General features: G+C 74.2%; 12 protein-coding genes and 1 riboswitch. Of the genes, 5 read left to right on the top strand and 7 right to left on the bottom strand.

Features of this window, described 5'->3' with window-relative positions; translation table 11 throughout:
• Positions 1 to 64: 64 nt before the first annotated feature.
• Together ACN28A_RS30990 and ACN28A_RS30985 are read right to left on the bottom strand one after the other, a co-directional pair.
• Entirely contained in the window at positions 65 to 433 is a 369-nt protein-coding gene (locus tag ACN28A_RS30990) for an ArsR/SmtB family transcription factor (protein ID WP_421401272.1), read from the bottom strand.
• Positions 430 to 897 carry an SRPBCC domain-containing protein gene (locus ACN28A_RS30985; protein ID WP_421401269.1) on the bottom strand — a complete coding sequence of 156 codons (468 nt, stop codon included), beginning with the start codon at positions 895 to 897 and terminating at the stop codon, positions 430 to 432. Before ACN28A_RS30985 ends, ACN28A_RS30990 begins: the two co-directional genes overlap by 4 nt.
• A gap of 438 nt (positions 898 to 1,335) precedes the next feature.
• On the opposite strand from ACN28A_RS30985, the gene ACN28A_RS30980 reads away from it, so the two are divergent.
• The gene (locus ACN28A_RS30980) at positions 1,336 to 2,103 is read left to right on the top strand and encodes a class I SAM-dependent DNA methyltransferase (protein ID WP_421401267.1); all 768 of its coding nucleotides are present in this window, start codon (positions 1,336 to 1,338) and stop codon (positions 2,101 to 2,103) included.
• A 117-nt stretch (positions 2,104 to 2,220) separates the two neighbouring features.
• The gene (locus tag ACN28A_RS30975; RefSeq protein WP_421401265.1) at positions 2,221 to 3,222 is read left to right on the top strand and encodes a tyrosine-type recombinase/integrase; all 1,002 of its coding nucleotides are present in this window, start codon (positions 2,221 to 2,223) and stop codon (positions 3,220 to 3,222) included.
• 25 nt (positions 3,223 to 3,247) lie between these two features.
• Here the strand turns inward: ACN28A_RS30975 and ACN28A_RS30970 are convergent, their stop codons facing one another.
• From ACN28A_RS30970 to def, 3 genes are all read right to left on the bottom strand, one after another.
• Entirely contained in the window at positions 3,248 to 4,480 is a 1,233-nt protein-coding gene (locus tag ACN28A_RS30970; protein ID WP_421401263.1) for an MFS transporter, read from the bottom strand.
• A gap of 54 nt (positions 4,481 to 4,534) precedes the next feature.
• Entirely contained in the window at positions 4,535 to 5,314 is a 780-nt protein-coding gene (locus ACN28A_RS30965) for an endonuclease/exonuclease/phosphatase family protein (protein ID WP_421401260.1), read from the bottom strand.
• A 166-nt stretch (positions 5,315 to 5,480) separates the two neighbouring features.
• Entirely contained in the window at positions 5,481 to 5,984 is a 504-nt protein-coding gene (gene def / locus ACN28A_RS30960) for a peptide deformylase (protein ID WP_421401258.1), read from the bottom strand.
• 201 nt (positions 5,985 to 6,185) lie between these two features.
• On the opposite strand from def, the gene ACN28A_RS30955 reads away from it, so the two are divergent.
• Positions 6,186 to 9,197, top strand: coding sequence for an SNF2-related protein (locus tag ACN28A_RS30955; RefSeq protein WP_421401256.1), 3,012 nt, complete (start codon positions 6,186 to 6,188; stop codon positions 9,195 to 9,197).
• A gap of 67 nt (positions 9,198 to 9,264) precedes the next feature.
• Positions 9,265 to 10,527 carry a hypothetical protein gene (locus tag ACN28A_RS30950; protein ID WP_421401253.1) on the top strand — a complete coding sequence of 421 codons (1,263 nt, stop codon included), beginning with the start codon at positions 9,265 to 9,267 and terminating at the stop codon, positions 10,525 to 10,527.
• A 117-nt stretch (positions 10,528 to 10,644) separates the two neighbouring features.
• Here ACN28A_RS30950 and ACN28A_RS30945 read toward each other — a convergent pair whose 3' ends face one another.
• Complete coding sequence (locus ACN28A_RS30945) at positions 10,645 to 11,865, bottom strand: chorismate-binding protein (protein ID WP_421401251.1); 1,221 nt, start codon at positions 11,863 to 11,865, stop codon at positions 10,645 to 10,647.
• A gap of 123 nt (positions 11,866 to 11,988) precedes the next feature.
• Between ACN28A_RS30945 and ACN28A_RS30940 the strand changes: the two genes are divergently transcribed.
• A complete protein-coding gene (locus tag ACN28A_RS30940) occupies positions 11,989 to 12,189 on the top strand; it encodes a DUF5999 family protein (RefSeq protein WP_421401248.1) in 201 nt (66 codons plus the stop codon).
• Positions 12,190 to 12,276: 87 nt separating this feature from the next.
• Here ACN28A_RS30940 and gcvP read toward each other — a convergent pair whose 3' ends face one another.
• Positions 12,277 to 15,147: an aminomethyl-transferring glycine dehydrogenase gene (gene gcvP, locus ACN28A_RS30935; RefSeq protein ID WP_421401245.1), complete on the bottom strand. Its 2,871-nt coding sequence runs from the start codon at positions 15,145 to 15,147 to the stop codon at positions 12,277 to 12,279.
• Positions 15,148 to 15,227: 80 nt separating this feature from the next.
• Positions 15,228 to 15,323, bottom strand: a riboswitch (glycine riboswitch).
• Between the last annotated feature and the right edge of the window lie 134 nt (positions 15,324 to 15,457).

Here is a 15,457-nt window from a genome sequence, read left to right as displayed (position 1 = left end):
GTGGCTGTCCGCGTCGCACCCGGACCGGCAAGCAGCCGGAGTCGAGCAGGTGCGCGGTGCGTCGTCACCGCTCGGCCGACCGGTCCCCGTCCGCTGTCCCGTCCGCGTCCCGGTCGCGCTGCACCGCCTCCGCGATCTGCCTGATCCGCCGCAGCCGGGCGTCCCAGGCAGCCCCCACCTCGGCAAGCTGGGCGACGGCACGGGCGAGCTGGGCCTGGTCGACCCGGAACCGCCGCTCCCGGCCGACGGTGCTGGCCCGCACCAGACCCACCCGGTCGAGGACGACCAGATGCTTCGCCACCGCCTGCCGGGTCACCGGCAACCGCTCGCTCAGGCTTGTCGCCGTCCCGCCGCCCGCGCTGAGCAGCAGATCGAGCATCCGACGCCGGACCGGGTCGCCGACCGCCGACCAGAGGTCGTCGTCCACCCTCACCGCCGCGCGCCCGCACCGACCCGTGCCGCGTACCCCGGCAGTCGCGGGAGGTAGAAGTCCCAGCCGGTGACATGGTCGGCGTACTCGGCGGCCGCCTTCGCCTCGTCCCAGCCGCGCTCCCGGAAGCCGCTCTCGGTCATCCGCAGCCGCGTCCCACCGCCCGCCGGCTCCAGCTCGAAGACGACAAGCAGCGAATTGCCCGGCACGGCACGCTGCCCCTCGTCGTGCGTCCACCGGAAGGAGAAGAGCCGCGGCGGTACGGCGTCGACGACCGCGAACTGCACCCAGGTCCCGTCCGGCGAGAAGTCGCCGAAGCCGATCCGGCCCGCACCGCCGGGCACCGCCGGGTACTCCGCCTCGTCCGGCCACCACTCGCGCAGATGCTCGGGACTGCTGACCACGTCGAAGACGACCTCGGGTGCCGCGTCGACGTGGATCTCCCGCTCGATCGTTCCGAATTCCATGACCGCCACCTTTCCGCAACGTTTGGTTGCACATCACCGTAGCCGACCGCCGAGCCATGCGCAACCATCGGTTGCATCGCCTCTCCCGCGGAAGCGACCATCGCAGGGGAGTACACCCCGTTCGACGACCAGACGGCGCGCACGTCAGAACCCGACGGCCGTGCCCGCGAGGCGAAAACCGGCCGAGGATTCGCAGCCGACCCCGACAGGTCTCTCGCCACCGTCGGGCGACAGGTGCGTACGTCGAGAGTGCGGGTCGAAACGACCGTGGCCGTCGTCGAGTCGGCCGAGCCGCCCGGAAGACCTCGCTCCGCAGCGGTAACTCAGGTCGATAATGTACATTATGTCAACTAGCCGACCTCGGGTCGCCCCCGAGCGGGGTACGACGGGCGGGAAATCGTTGGCGGCGTCCGGTCACCCGGGACGACGCTTCGCGGCATGGCCGAGACCTTCTTCGACGAGTGGATCGCGCAGCGGTACGAGACGCTCTGGCCGGAGCTCTTCGACCCTGCCGTCGTCGACCCGGCGGTCGACTTCCTGGCGGAACTGGCCGGCACCGGTCCGGCGCTCGAACTCGGCGTCGGCACCGGACGCCTCGCGGTGCCGCTGACCCGCCGGGGCGTGCCCGTGCACGGGATCGAGCTGTCCCGTGCCATGGTCGACCAGCTCCGGTCCCACCCCGGCGGCGGAGACGTCGGAATCACCGTCGGCGACCTGGCCACCGCCCGGGTCGACGCCACGTTCCGCCTCGTGTACCTGGTGCGCAACACCATCACGAACCTGACCAGCCAGGACGAACAGGTGGCGGCGTTCGGCAACGCCGCCCGGCACCTGGAGCCCGGCGGCTGCTTCGTGGTGGAGAACTACATCCCGGCAATTCGCCGGTTGCCTCCCGGCGAGACCGTGCGGGTCTTCACCGCCACGCCGACCCACCTCGGTTTCGAGGAGTACGACCTGACGGCACAGCTGGCGTACTCGCACCACCACTGGGTGCTGGACGGGCGACTGCACACGTTCTCCTCGCCCCACCGGTACGTCTGGCCGGCCGAACTAGACCTGATGGCGAGGCTGGCCGGGTTGCGCCTGGTCGGCCGCTGGAGCGACTGGCACCGTACGCCGTTCACCGGCGAGAGTCGCGCGCACGTCTCGGTCTGGCAGAAGCCGCCCCACGATCACCCCGACGCCGAGCCGCGCACGTTTCGGTGACCGGCCCGGCACCAGCCCCGGTCGGGACGCCCCTCTCCCACCCGGAGTTCTTCCGCCGTCGCGACCGATCAAGATCATCTATGGCCCGACTGCCCTAAATCATGCATAATATTCGTTATGCAGGACAAAGAGGACTTTCTACTACTCCCCCTGGTCGAGCAGTTCCTGATCTCCCGAGCCACCCGCAAGCCGTCCCCGCACACGCTGGCCGCGTACCGCCGGGATCTGCTGGCGGTCGCCCGATTGGTCGCCGACGGACTGGCCACTCCCCTCCCCCTGCCGGCGCTGCCGGTCAGTGCCCTGACCGCCCGGTCGCTGCGCGCGGCGTTCGCGAGGTTCGCCGCTCCCCGGGCCGCCGCCTCGATCTACCGGGCCTGGTCCACCTGGAACGGCTTCTTCGACTTCCTCGTCGCCGAGCAGGTGGTCGGCGGCAACCCGATGCCCGCCGTCGACAAGCCCCGGGTGCCTCCTGCCCCACCGAAACCGCTGCGTGGCGAACGTACCCCGGAGCAGTTGCTGGACGGGGTGGCCCGGCCCGACCGGCGGCAGCGTGATCCGTGGCCGGAGCGGGACCTCGCGGTGCTGGCCCTGGCGCTCTGCGCCGGGCTGCGTCTGGCCGAGTTGCTGGCGTTGCGCACGGGTTCGCTGGTCGGCCGGGACGGTGAGCGCCGGATCGAGGTGACCGGCAAGGGCAGCCGCTTCCGGCTGATTCCGGTCGAGCCGGAGCTCGACCGGGTGGTGGTGGACTACCTGGAGAGTCGGCGCCGCCGGTTCGGCGCCCGGACCGTCGGGCCGGAGTCGGTGTTGCTGGTGGACCGGCAGGGGGCGCCGCTGCGCCGGGGTGGCCTGCAGTATCTGGTGGAGTCCTGCTACCGGCGGGCCGGGATCACCGACCGGGTGCCGCCGGGAGCGCGGTTGCACGCACTGCGGCACACCTTCGCGACCCGGTTGGCGGAGGACGGGGCGAGCGCGCCGGAGATCATGCGCCTGTTGGGGCACGCGAGTCTGGCCACGAGTCAGAGCTACATCGAGGTGACTGCCGAGCAGGAGCGGGCGGCGGTGCGGGCGAACCGGACCAACCGTTCGCTGGGTCGGCTGCTGTCGTCGCGGACGGCCTGAGGGGTGTCCGGATCGGGGTTGGCGTTCAGGCGGTCCGGTTCGGGAAGACCCGGGCGAGCCCGAAGGTGGCGATGCCGGCCACGACGACGGTGAGCAGGCCGACGCGCAGGCTGGTGAGGTCGGCGATGAACCCGACCAGCGGCGGCGACAGCAGCAGCCCCACGCGTAGTAGCCAGCTGACGATGGTCAGGCCGGCCCCGTGGGGTATTCCCGGCAGTTCGTCGGCGGCGTGCATGGTGGCGGGGACGAGGGTGGCGAAGCCGAGCCCGGCGAGGGCGAACCCGGCCAGCGCAGTGCCCACCGAGGGCACCGCGAGGGCGGTGCCCATACCGACGGCGGCGAGTGCCGCCCCGGTGCGGGCGACCGTGCGCTGCCCGAACCGGTCCACGATGCGGTCGCCGGCGAGGCGGCCGATCGTCATGGCGGCCTGGAAGACCACCACGGCGAGGCCGGCGACGGCGGCACTGGCGTGCAGGCTGGTGAGGAAGATCGCGCCCCAGGAGGCGCCGGAGTCCTCCACCAGGGCGCCGAACGCGGCAAGCGTGCTCAGTGCGGCGAGCATCCGTAGGGTGGGACGACCCCAGGTGCGCCAGCCGCGGGGCCGGGCCGGCGGGTCGGCCGGCGGACGGTCCGGGGTGGCCGGGTCCCGCGTTTCGACTGGACGTTCGGCGTCGTCGGGGCCGGGCAGCAGGAACCGGTACGCGACCAGGGCGACGAGGCTCCAGGTGGCCGCGGAGATGCCCAGGTGTACGGCGAGGGGCAGGTCGAGGCCGGCGGCGGCGGAGCCCATCAGACCGCCGAGGACCGCGCCGATGCTCCACACGCCGTGCAGCGAGTTGAGGATGGATCGGCCGTAGCGCCGCTGTACCCGCAGGCCGTGGGCGTTCTGGGCGACGTCGACGATCGCGTCGAGTGCGCCCACGACGAGGAGCACGGCGCCGAAGGCGATCCAGTTCGGGGCGACGGGGATGGCGAGGGTCGCGATGGTGGTGGTGACGATCCCGAAGGCCGCCACCCGGGCGGAGCGGAACCGGCGGATGGCCGCGCCGGCGAGTAGGCCGGCCACCAGCGCGCCGATCGAGTACCCGGCGATGGCGGTACCGAGCACGGCGTTGCTGATGTCGAGGTCGGCCTTGATCTGGGGGTAGCGCGGGACGACGTTGAAGAACACGGCGCCGTTGGTGAGGAACAGCGCGGCGACGGCGGCGCGGGCCTGGCGTGCCTGCCGGGTGGGCGCGGCCGTGGCGGCGGCGGTCAAGGTGTGCTCCGGACGGGTCGGGTGGGCCGGGCAACCGACCCGCCGTGCTGGCGGTCAGGCGAGGTCGACGACGAGTGGCCGGTGGTCGGAGATGGTGGCGATCGGGGTGTCGACGGCGGTGACGGCGGGCAGTGGGTGTCCGTCGCGGGGGTCGGCGAGGATGTGGTCGAGTTGGACCCGGGGTTGCCCGGCCGGGTAGGTGGGGCGGCGGGCCAGGGAGCGCCAGCCGGAGACGAGGGTGGCGAGGCCGGCGGGCAGGTTGAGGTCGCCGAGCAGGATCCGGGGTGGTGGCAGGCTGCGCAGGGCGCGGACGACCTGGCGCAGTTGTCGGATGTTCCAGCCGGGTACGAAGGACAGGTGGGTGGCGGCGGCGGTGATCGGCCCGTACGGGGTGTCGAGGATGGCGGCGAGGACGACCCTGGGTTCGTCGCGGAGCAGGATGATGCCGCCGCCGGGGCCGGGGTCGATGACCGGGGAGCGTACGGGTACCGGGGAGAGCCGGGTGACCTGCCAGGAGCGGACCGGATAGCGGCTGACCAGGCCGATGCCGTAGAGGGGTTCGCCGTGGCCGTCGTCGTCGTGGGTCAGTGGGCGGAACCGTTCGCCGGGGGTGCCGACGACGGCTGCGGCGAAGCGGTGTTCGGGTGCGTTCATCGCCCGGGCGGCGACGGCGGTGAGGTCGAGGTGGTTGCTGCGGGACTGGTCGCGGTCGACTTCCTGGAGGGCCAGGATGTCGGCGTCGAGGGTGGCGACGGCGGCGGCGAGTCGGGTCTCCTCGACGAGGCCGTCGTGCGGGGATCGACCGTTCAGCAGGTTGAAGGTTGCCAGGCGCACCTGCACACCTTACGGCGGGATGTGCGACAGTTTCGGCGTGATCTTCAAAGCGCTGTGTTGTTCCGCGCTGGTGTTCGTGGCGCTGGGTGCGGTCGGGGTCTGGTTGCGGCGCAGCCGGGGTCGCTGACCGGCAGCCGGGTGCCGCTGGTCGGCTGGGCGGATGTGGTCAGCGGTCGGGGCTGGCGAACCGTCCGGCGCGGATTTCCCGGAGGGCGTGGCGGCGGGTGTCGCCGCGCAGGGTGTCGACGTAGAGGCGGCCGGCGAGGTGGTCGGTCTCGTGTTGCAGGGCGCGGGCGAGGAATCCGCTGCCGGTGATGGTGCGGGGTTCGCCGTGCTGGTCGAAGCCGTGTGCGGTGGCGTGCATGGCGCGCGGGGTCGGGAAGTAGAGGCCGGGGATGGAGAGGCAGCCTTCGTCGTCGTCCTGTGTTTCGGTGGAGAGTTCGAGGGTGGGGTTGACGAGGTGGCCGCGCTCGCCGTCGGCGTCGTAGACGAAGACCTGGGCGCTGATGCCGATCTGTGGTGCGGCGACTCCGGCGCGGCCGGGTGCGCCGAGGAGGGTGTCCATCAGGTCGGTGACCAGGTCGCGTAGTTCGGTGTCGTAGCTGGTCACCGGCTCGCAGGGGGTGCGGAGCACGGGGTCTCCGATGATCCGGATGGGCCGCATCGTCATGACCGGAACCCTATCGGTTCGTTACCGTCCCGGGTGTCCTGGTGCGTTGTGACGCCGCCACTCCCCTGGCGGCCGGGGTCGCGGGGTGGTCCGGACAGTTTTCCGTACGCCGTACAGTATAATAGCGCCGCTTGGTCCGGGGCTGCCTCCGCCGGTCACGGACACGGGCGGGTCGAGGGCGGGCGAAGGGGGCGACCGGAGATGCGACCGGAGACGACGGTGGAGCCCGCCGGGCGGGCACCCCGGCCCGGCGACGATGCCGGGAACGACGCGGAGCGGCGCTGGGTGGCCGGCTGTGCCGTGGTGTTCGAGCCGGCCGATCCGCCCCGGGCCGGGATGCTGGTGTTCTGGCGTCCGGACGGCGACGAACTCCCGGGTGGTAGCGGGCTCCCGGGCGACGGTCGACCACCGGGCGACGGTAGGCACCCGGGAGACGAGCCGGGCCGGGGTCGCGAGCTGACCGTGGTCGTCCCGGACGGGGCTGGCGTGCGTGTCCGGGTGGTGCCGGCGCGTCGGCTGCCGGTCGGCGAGGCACTGCCGCTGCTGCTGGCGACCGCGGACCGGCCGGTCGAGCCGGCGCTGGCGTACTGGTCGGCCGCGGCGCGACTGGCGCTGCACCTGGTGGCCCGGCGCCGGATCCTGCCGGCGGTGTCACCGGCCGGCGTCGACGCCTGGGCCGTCGGGGCGCTGGACGCGGCCGACGCGGACCTGATCCGGGAACTGGCGGCGGCGATGCCGACCCTGGCCCGGGCGAATCCGGTGCCGGCGGAGCCGGACAGCGGCCCGACGACCGGCCCGCTGCTGCCGGACCCGGCCGCCCTGTTGCGCGGTTTCCTCGACGCGGTCGCGGACACCCTGCCGCGCTCCCCCGCCGCCCGGCACGCCGCCGGCACCGACACGTTCGCCGCGATGGCGCCGCAGTCGGTGCCCCGGCTGCGCGGCTGGGCCGAGGAGGTCGGCGCCGGCCTCGACCCCGGAACCCGCGTCTCGGTACGGCTGGAGCCGGTCGACGGCGACCTCACCCGGCCCGGGCTGCGGGCGGTGGTGCAGGTGCACAGCCTGCTCGACCCGGCGCTGGTGGCCGACGCGGCCGCGCTGTGGCACGGCGGCGCCGCCGGCTTCGGCCCCCGGGCCCGGCTGGACGCCACGGTGGCGATCCGGCGGGCAGCCGGCGTCTGGCCGCCGCTGCGGCACCTGCTCGACGCCGCCGTACCGGGTGAACTGCTGTTGACCGACGAGGAGGTCGGCGAGCTGGTCGCCGGCGCGGCCGGCCGGCTGGCGGCGGTCGGGATGGCGGTGCACTGGCCCCGGGAGCTGGTCGAGGGGCTGACCTCCCGGGCGGTACTCGGCGCCGTCGAGGAGCCGCCGTCGGATCTGCCCGCCTTCTTCGGCGGGGACGGGCTGCTCCGGGTCGACTGGCAGCTGGCCCTAGGTGGACGGCCGCTTACCGCCACCGAACTGGACACGCTCGCCGAGGCGCACCGGCCGGTGGTCCGGTTGCGTGACCGGTGGGTACTCGTCGACCCGGAGTTGGCCGCCCGGGCCCGCAAGCCGGGGCTGCCGCCGGTCGGCGCGATCGAGGCGCTCGGTGCCGCGCTGACCGGGACGATCGAACTGGACGGGCAGACCGTGCCGGTGGACACCACCGGTTGGCTGGACCGGCTGCGGCGCCGGATCGCCGACCCGGAGCCGACCGGTCGAGCGCCCGACCGGGATGCCGAGCCCGACCTGGGCGCCGATCCCGGCCAGTCCGGTGGGCGGTCGCGGCGCGGTGGGCCGGAGCCGGTCGGGGCACCGGCCGGGCTGGCCGGCACCCTGCGGGACTACCAGTTGCGCGGGCTGCGCTGGCTGGCCCGGATGACGGAGTTGGGGCTGGGTGGCTGCCTCGCCGACGACATGGGGCTGGGCAAGACGATCACGTTGATCGCCCTGCACCTGCACCGGTGTGCCGATCCGGCGACCGCCGGTCCGACCCTGGTGGTCTGCCCCGCCTCGCTGCTGGGCAACTGGGAGCGGGAGATCGGCCGGTTCGCCCCCGGCGTCCCGGTGCGGCGCTTCCACGGCGGCCGGCGCAGCCTGGACGGGCTGGCCGGCGGGTTCCTGCTGACGACGTACGGGACGATGCGGCGTGACGTCGAGCGGCTGGCCGGGGTGCGGTGGGGGCTGGTCGTCGCCGACGAGGCACAGCACGTGAAGAACCGTGCCTCGGGTACCGCCCGGGCGCTGCGCCGGATCCCGTCCGCCGCCCGGGTCGCCCTCACCGGTACCCCGGTGGAGAACAACCTGACCGAGCTGTGGGCGATCCTGGACTGGACCACGCCTGGGCTGCTCGGCCCGTTGTCCCGGTTCCGGGCCCGCTGGGCGGCGCCGGTCGAGTCCGGCCGGGATCCGGCGGCGGCGCGACGGCTGGCCCGGCTGGTCGCCCCGTTCCTGCTGCGCCGTCGCAAGTCGGATCCGGGCATCGCGCCGGAACTGCCGCCGAAGACCGAAACCGATCATGCGGTCGCGTTGACCGGCGAGCAGGCCGGTCTCTACGAGGCGGTGGTCCGGGAGACGATGGCGCGGATCCGGGACAGCAGCGGGATGGCCCGCCGGGGTCTGGTGCTGGAGCTGCTGACCTCGTTGAAACAGGTGTGCAACCATCCGGCGCACTACCTGCGGGAGACGCGGCCCCGGCTGGCCGGCCGTTCCGGCAAGCTGGAGCTGCTCGACGAGCTGGTCGACACGATTCTCGCCGAGGGCGGCGCGTTGCTGGTCTTCACCCAGTACGTCGCGATGGCCCGGCTGATCGAGCGGCACCTGGGCGACCGGGGCGTACCGGCGCAGCTGTTGCACGGCGGCACCCCGGTCGCCCGCCGCGACGAGCAGGTACGCCGGTTCCAGGCCGGTGAGGTGCCGGTCTTCCTGTTGTCGCTACGGGCGGCCGGGACGGGGTTGAACCTGACCCGGGCCGATCACGTGGTGCACTACGACCGGTGGTGGAACCCGGCCGTCGAGGAGCAGGCCACCGACCGGGCGTACCGGATCGGGCAGACCCGTCCGGTGCAGGTGCACCGGCTGGTCGCCGAGGGGACGGTCGAGGACCGGATCGCCGCCCTGCTCGCGGTCAAGCGGGACCTCGCCGACGCGGTGCTCTCCGGCGGGGAGGCCGCGTTGACCGAGCTCTCCGACGCCGAGCTGGCGTCCCTGGTCGAGTTGCGGGGGCCGGCGTGAGCGGCGTGCTGCGGCTTGCGGGGGCCGGCGTGAGCGGCGTGCTGCGGCGGGCCGGAAGGAGGTCGTGGTGAGTACCGGCGAGGACCGGGTCCGGGGCTTTCCGGCGTTTCCGGCGGGGCGGCGGGCCCGGCGGGGCCGCTCCTGGTGGGGCGACGCCTGGATCCGGGCGCTGGAGGAGACGACGCTGGACGAGACCCTGCTGCGTCGGGGCCGGCGGGCCGCGTCGGCCGGACAGGTCGGTCCGATCACGGTCAGCCCGGGTCGGATCGCCGCCGAGGTCTCCGACGGGGTGCGGGAGGTGCCGTACCGGACCCGGGTCTTCGTCGAGCCGATGACCGACGTGCAGTGGTCCCGGTTCCTGGACCAGCTGGTGGCGAGGGCCGGGCACGTCGCCGCGCTGCTGGACGGGGAACTGCCCCGGGACCTGGCGTCGGCGGCCGACGACGCCGGGATCGGCCTGCTGCCGGGCCTCGGTGACCTGCAACCGGAGTGCGACTGCCCGGAGTTGGTCGCGGCGGCCTGCCGGCACGCGGCGGCGCTCTGCTACCAGATGTCCTGGCTGCTCGACGCCGACCCGTTCCTGTTGCTGCTGATCCGGGGCCGGGGTACCCGGGAGCTGCTCGACGAGGTGCGGCGCCGGGGTGACCGGCCGGCGGCCGACGCCCCGGCGCCGTCGGCCGGGTCGGGGCACCGGGTGCCGGCCGCCGGGGCGGGGCAGCCGGCGGCGCTGGCGTACGCCCGCCCGGACCCGCCGCTGCCGGCCCCACCGCCGGCTCCGCAGGCGGGGATGCCGGGACCGGCGCTGCCGGCCGCGCCGGGGATACCGGCGGAGGCGCTGCACGGGCTGGTCGAGAACGCCGCCGGACGGGCCGCCGCGCTGCTCGGGGCCGGCCCGGACGGCGCCGCGGTTCCGCTGACGCTGCCGGAGCAGGTCGACGCGGTCCGGCTCGCCGTCGGGGCCGGCGGTCCCGTGCTGGCCCGGTTGCGGCAGGCCGGCGGCCGGACGGTTCGGGAGTTCGGCCGGGCGGTCCGGGCCTGGGAGTACGGCGGCCGCAGCGGGCTGGCGGTGCTGGACGAGGCGTGGACACCACCGCCGGTGCGGCTGGCCAGGGCCCGGGCCGAGCTGACCGCCGGCTGGGCCGGTGACGACCCGCCGCGGCCGCAGGTGTGGCGTAACCGGTGGACGTTCCCGGGGTACCGGGTCCAGCTGCGGTACGGCCACGACGGGCGCTGGTACCCGTACCGGGAGCGGGCCGACGGGGACTGGTGGCCGGCCGGGCCGCCCCGGTCCGATCCCGCCGACGCGCTGGCCGACCTGCTCGGTGACTGACCGACCGCCGGGCACCGCCGGCCGGGACACGACGGTCGGCGCAGCGGTCACGGGCCGGCGGGGTGGGGCAGTCACATCCGGCGGGGTGGCGAGCGGGCTGGGTGGCGGGCGGGGCGGTCAGTGGGAGCGGCGGGTGGGGCCGGCCAGGGCGGCGCGGACCGGGCGGGACTTGGCCGCCGCCTCGGCGACCTCGGCGGCGGGGTCGCTGCCCCAGGTGATGCCGCCGCCGGCCCAGACGTGTATCCGGTCGGCGTCGGCGGCGGCGGTCCGGATGGTCAGCCCGAGGTCGAGCCGGTCCGGGCCGATCCAGCCGAGTCCGCCCATGCTGGCGCCCCGGCCGACGGGTTCGAGGGCGGCGATCCGGGCGAGTGCGGAGAGCTTGGGTGCGCCGGTGACCGAGCCGCCGGGGCAGACGGCGCGGAGCAGGTCGGCGAGGCCGCATCCGTCGGCGAGGGTGGCGGAGACTGTCGACTCGGCCTGCCACAGGTCGGACCAGCGCCGGATGGCGTAGAGCTGGTCGACGCGTACGGTGCCGGTGCGGGCGATCCGGGCCAGGTCGTTGCGTTCCAGGTCGACGATCATGACGTGTTCGGCGCGTTCCTTGGCGGACTCCAGCAGTTCCCGCCGGCCGGGGCCGGTCGCCGGTCGGGTGCCCTTGATCGGGCGGGTGTGTACCCGGCCGGCGGTCACCTCGACGAGGGTTTCCGGTGAGGCGCAGCCGATGGCCCAGCCGGCGCCGCCGAGGGTGCCGCCGTAGCGGGCGCCGGGCAGTCGGGTCAGCCGGTGCAGGGCCGGGAGCGGGTCTCCGGCGTACCGGGCTGCGGCGTGTCCGACGATGTTGACCTGGTAGATGTCGCCGGCCGCGATGGCGTCCCGGGCCTGCCGGACGGCGTCGGCGTGTTGCCGCGGTGTCCAGCTCTCGGTCCAGGGGCCGAGCCGCCAGCCGGTCGGGTGCCGGTGTGCCGGCCCGGCGTGCGGTGTCGGGTCGGTGCCGTGCCGGTAGACCACGGCGACCAGGTCGGGGACGGCGGGTGCCGGGCTGGCCGGGCCGGCGGGGGCGCCGGCCATCCGGGCTCCGGCGGCGGCGGAGACGAAGACGGCGGCGCCGCAGACGGTGCCGGCCGGTGCGTCCGGCGGGTGGGTGCCGGGTCGGGTCAGGTCGCGGACCGGCAGGCCGTGTCCGGCGAGGAATTCCTGTAGCAGGGTGGCGGGGTCGTCGGGGCCGTCGGCGGGGTATTGAAGCCGGTCGTGTTCGACGAGCCGGGGTACGCAGCTCGCCGGCGCTCCCGGTGGCGCGAATGGGAGCGCTTCCACGACGTACGGATGGATCTGCCTCATCCGAAAAGTGGATTTCCTCGGTCAGAGACGGATACCCGCTCGTCATCACTGGGCGTGAAGGGGTACCGTCCGTCACTGGTCATGTGAACCATGCCACAGTGCCCCCTTAGTCCGGAGAACCCGATGTGCCAGCACGAACCGCCCTGCCCCTCCGCTGAAGCGACCGACCGGGAAGCGGCCCGCGTCCTCGCCTGCTTCCGTGAGCAGGGCTGGAGCCTGCTCTGCAATGGCGTCATCCTCTTCGAGGACACCGGCGAGCTGCTGCCCGACGGCAGCACCATAGCGCCGCACCGTGGTCCGGCCCGGCACGCCCTGGTCGGCTAAGAAGTAACCGACAGTGACCGGCCGGCGCCTGATGCGCCGACCGGTCACGCCGCTGCGGATCGTCGAGCACAGCGACCGGCCGCCGGGTCAGTGCGCGAACGCCTCCGGCGGCGGGCAGGCGCAGACCAGGTTCCGGTCGCCGTACGCGCCGTCGATCCGGCGCACCGGCGGCCAGTACTTCGCCCGCCGGTCGACCCCGCCGGGATAGCCGGCCACCGAGCGCGGGTACGGGTGCGGCCACTCGTCGCCGCTGACCATCGCCGCGGTGTGCGGCGCGTTCGCCAGCGGGTTGTCCTCCTTCGGCCACTCCCCCGAGCCGACCTTGTCGATCTCCGCCCGGATGGCGATCATCGCGTCGCAGAACCTGTCGAGTTCGGTCAGGTCCTCGCTCTCGGTCGGTTCCACCATCAGGGTGCCGGCGACCGGGAACGACATCGTCGGGGCGTGGAAGCCGTAGTCGACAAGCCGCTTGGCCACGTCGTCCACGCTGACCCCGGTCGCCTTGGTCAGCGGCCGCAGGTCGAGGATGCACTCGTGGGCCACCAGGCCCTTGTTGCCGGCGTAGAGCACCGGGTAGTGGCCGCGCAGCCGCGCGGCGACGTAGTTGGCGGCCAGTACCGCCACCCCGGTGGCCCGGCGCAGCCCGTCCGCCCCCATCAGCCGCAGGTACGCCCACGGGATCGGCAGGATCCCCGCCGAGCCGTACCGGGCGGCCGAGACCGCCGGCCGGTCCGCCCCGTCGGCACCGAACGGGTCACCGGGCAGGTACGGCGCCAGGTGTGCCCGGACCGCCACCGGCCCGACCCCGGGTCCGCCGCCGCCGTGCGGGATGCAGAACGTCTTGTGCAGGTTCAGGTGTGACACGTCGGCGCCGAACCGGCCGGGCTTGGCGTATCCGAGCAGGGCGTTGAGGTTGGCGCCGTCGACGTACACCTGGCCGCCGGCGTCGTGCACCCGGGCGCAGAGGGTGGCGATGCCACCCTCGTACACCCCGTGGGTGGACGGGTAGGTGACCATGATCGCGGCGAGGGTGTCCCGGTGCGCCTCGATCTTGCGGTCCAGGTCGGCGAGGTCGACGTCGCCGTCGGTGTCGCAGCCGACGACCACGACCCGCATCCCGGCCATCACCGCGCTGGCCGCGTTGGTGCCGTGCGCCGAGGACGGGATCAGGCAGACGTCCCGGTGTGCCTCGCCGCGGTCCCGGTGGTAGGCGCGGATCGCCAGCAGGCCGGCGAGTTCGCCCTGTGAGCCGGCGTTCGGCTGCACGCTGACCGCGTCGTAGCCGGTCACCTCGGCGAGCCAGCCCTCCAGCGAGGCGACCAGGTCGCGGTAGCCGGCGGTCTGCTCGTCCGGGGCGAACGGGTGCACGTCGGCGAACCCGGGCCAGCTCACCGGTTCCATCTCGGTGGTGGCGTTCAGCTTCATGGTGCAGGAGCCGAGCGGGATCATGCCGCGGTCGAGGGCGTAGTCGAGGTCGGCGAGCCGGCGCAGGTAGCGCAGCATCGCGGTCTCGGAGTGGTGTGCCCGGAAGACCGGGTGGGTCAGGTAGTCGCCGGTCCGGGCCAGGCCGGCCGGCAGCGCCGACGCCGTCCCGCCGGTCGCCGGGGCGGGTGGCGCCTGCCCGGTGACGGTGCCGAAGGCGGCCAGCACGGTCGCCAGGTGCGCCTCGGTGGTGGTCTCGTCGCAGGCGATGCCGACCTGGTCGGCGTCGACCAGCCGCAGGTTGACGCCGTGCCGGCGGGCCTCGCCGACCACGTCCGCGGCCCGGCCGGGGAGGCGGGCCAGCACGGTGTCGAAGTACGCCCCGTGCACGATCTTGACGCCGTCGAGGGTGCGCAGCCCGGCGGCGAGGGTGGTGGCCCGCCGGTGGGTCCGTTCGGCGATCGCCCGCAGCCCGGCCGGGCCGTGGTAGACGGCGTACATGCTGGCCATCACGGCGAGCAGCACCTGAGCGGTGCAGATGTTGCTTGTCGCCTTCTCCCGGCGGATGTGCTGTTCCCGGGTCTGCAGCGCCAGCCGGTAGGCGGGGTCGCCGGCCGCGTCCCGGGAGACCCCGACCAGCCGGCCGGGCAGCATCCGTTCCAGGCCGGCCCGGACCGCCAGGTAGCCGGCGTGCGGGCCGCCGAAACCCATCGGTACGCCGAACCGCTGGGTGGTGCCGGCGGCGATGTCGGCGCCGATCTCGCCGGGCGGGCGGAGCAGGGTGAGGGCGAGCAGGTCGGCGGCGACGGTGACCAGGGCTCCGGCGGCGTGCGCGGCCTCGACCAGTCCGGCGTGGTCGCGGACCGCGCCGGAGGCGCCCGGGTACTGCAGGTGCAGGCCGAAGTACTCCGCCGGCAGCGGTTCGGTGGTCAGGTCGAGTACCCGTACCTCGATGCCGAGCGGCTCGGCCCGGGTGGCCAGTACGGCGAGGGTCTGCGGGAGGGTGTCGGCGTCGACGACGTACACGTTGCTCTTGCTCTTGCCGGCGCGGCGGGCCAGCGTCATCGCCTCGGCGGCGGCGGTGCCCTCGTCGAGCATGGAGGCGTTGGCGGTGGTCAGCCCGGTCAGGTCGGTGACCATGGTCTGGAAGTTCAGCAGCGCTTCGAGGCGCCCCTGGCTGATCTCCGGCTGGTACGGCGTGTACGCGGTGTACCAGGCCGGGTTCTCCAGCACGTTGCGGCGGATCACCGCCGGGGTGTGCGTGCCGGAGTAGCCGAGGCCGATCATGGAGACGGCGGGGGTGTTCCGGGCGGCGAGGGCGCGCAGTTCGGCGACGACCTCCTCCTCGGTGCCGGCCGGCGGCAGGTCGAGCCGGCCGGTCCAGCGGATCGCCTCGGGGATCGCGGCGTCCATCAGGTCGTCGACGGAGTCGTAGCCGACGGTCTCCAGCATCCGCCGCGTCGCGTCGAGGTCGGGGCCGACGTGCCGGTCGGCGAACTGGCCGCCGTCGCGGCTGGGGGGCTGTGCTGTGGTCATGGGGGACACTCCCGGGCGAGGTCGACGCTGCGGCCTCCCCCTCTGTCACGCTCCGCGGCGTCGCGGGCGCTCCACAGTCGCCTGCCCGCGGGCTCCTTTTGCCTGAGAGGTTCCGGGGAGGATTTGCCCCTTCGGCGCCGCCCGACCTGCCGGGCGGTCTCTCGCTCGCGAGTGTTGTCGGCGTTGGCAACGGTACCAGTGACCTGGTTTCCGTCTGGCTTCGGCCGTTCCTCCGGAGATCATCACGGGGCGGCGTCCGGGCCGGCCGCGGCCGGGCCGGTGCCGTCGCGCGGGCGGCCGGATGGTCCGG

The organism is Plantactinospora sp. WMMB782, from assembly GCF_049179135.1.
Taxonomy (GTDB): Bacteria; Actinomycetota; Actinomycetes; order Mycobacteriales; family Micromonosporaceae; genus Plantactinospora.
Note: the sequence above shows the minus strand (reverse complement) of the source record. Positions and strands in the feature narration are given on the sequence as shown.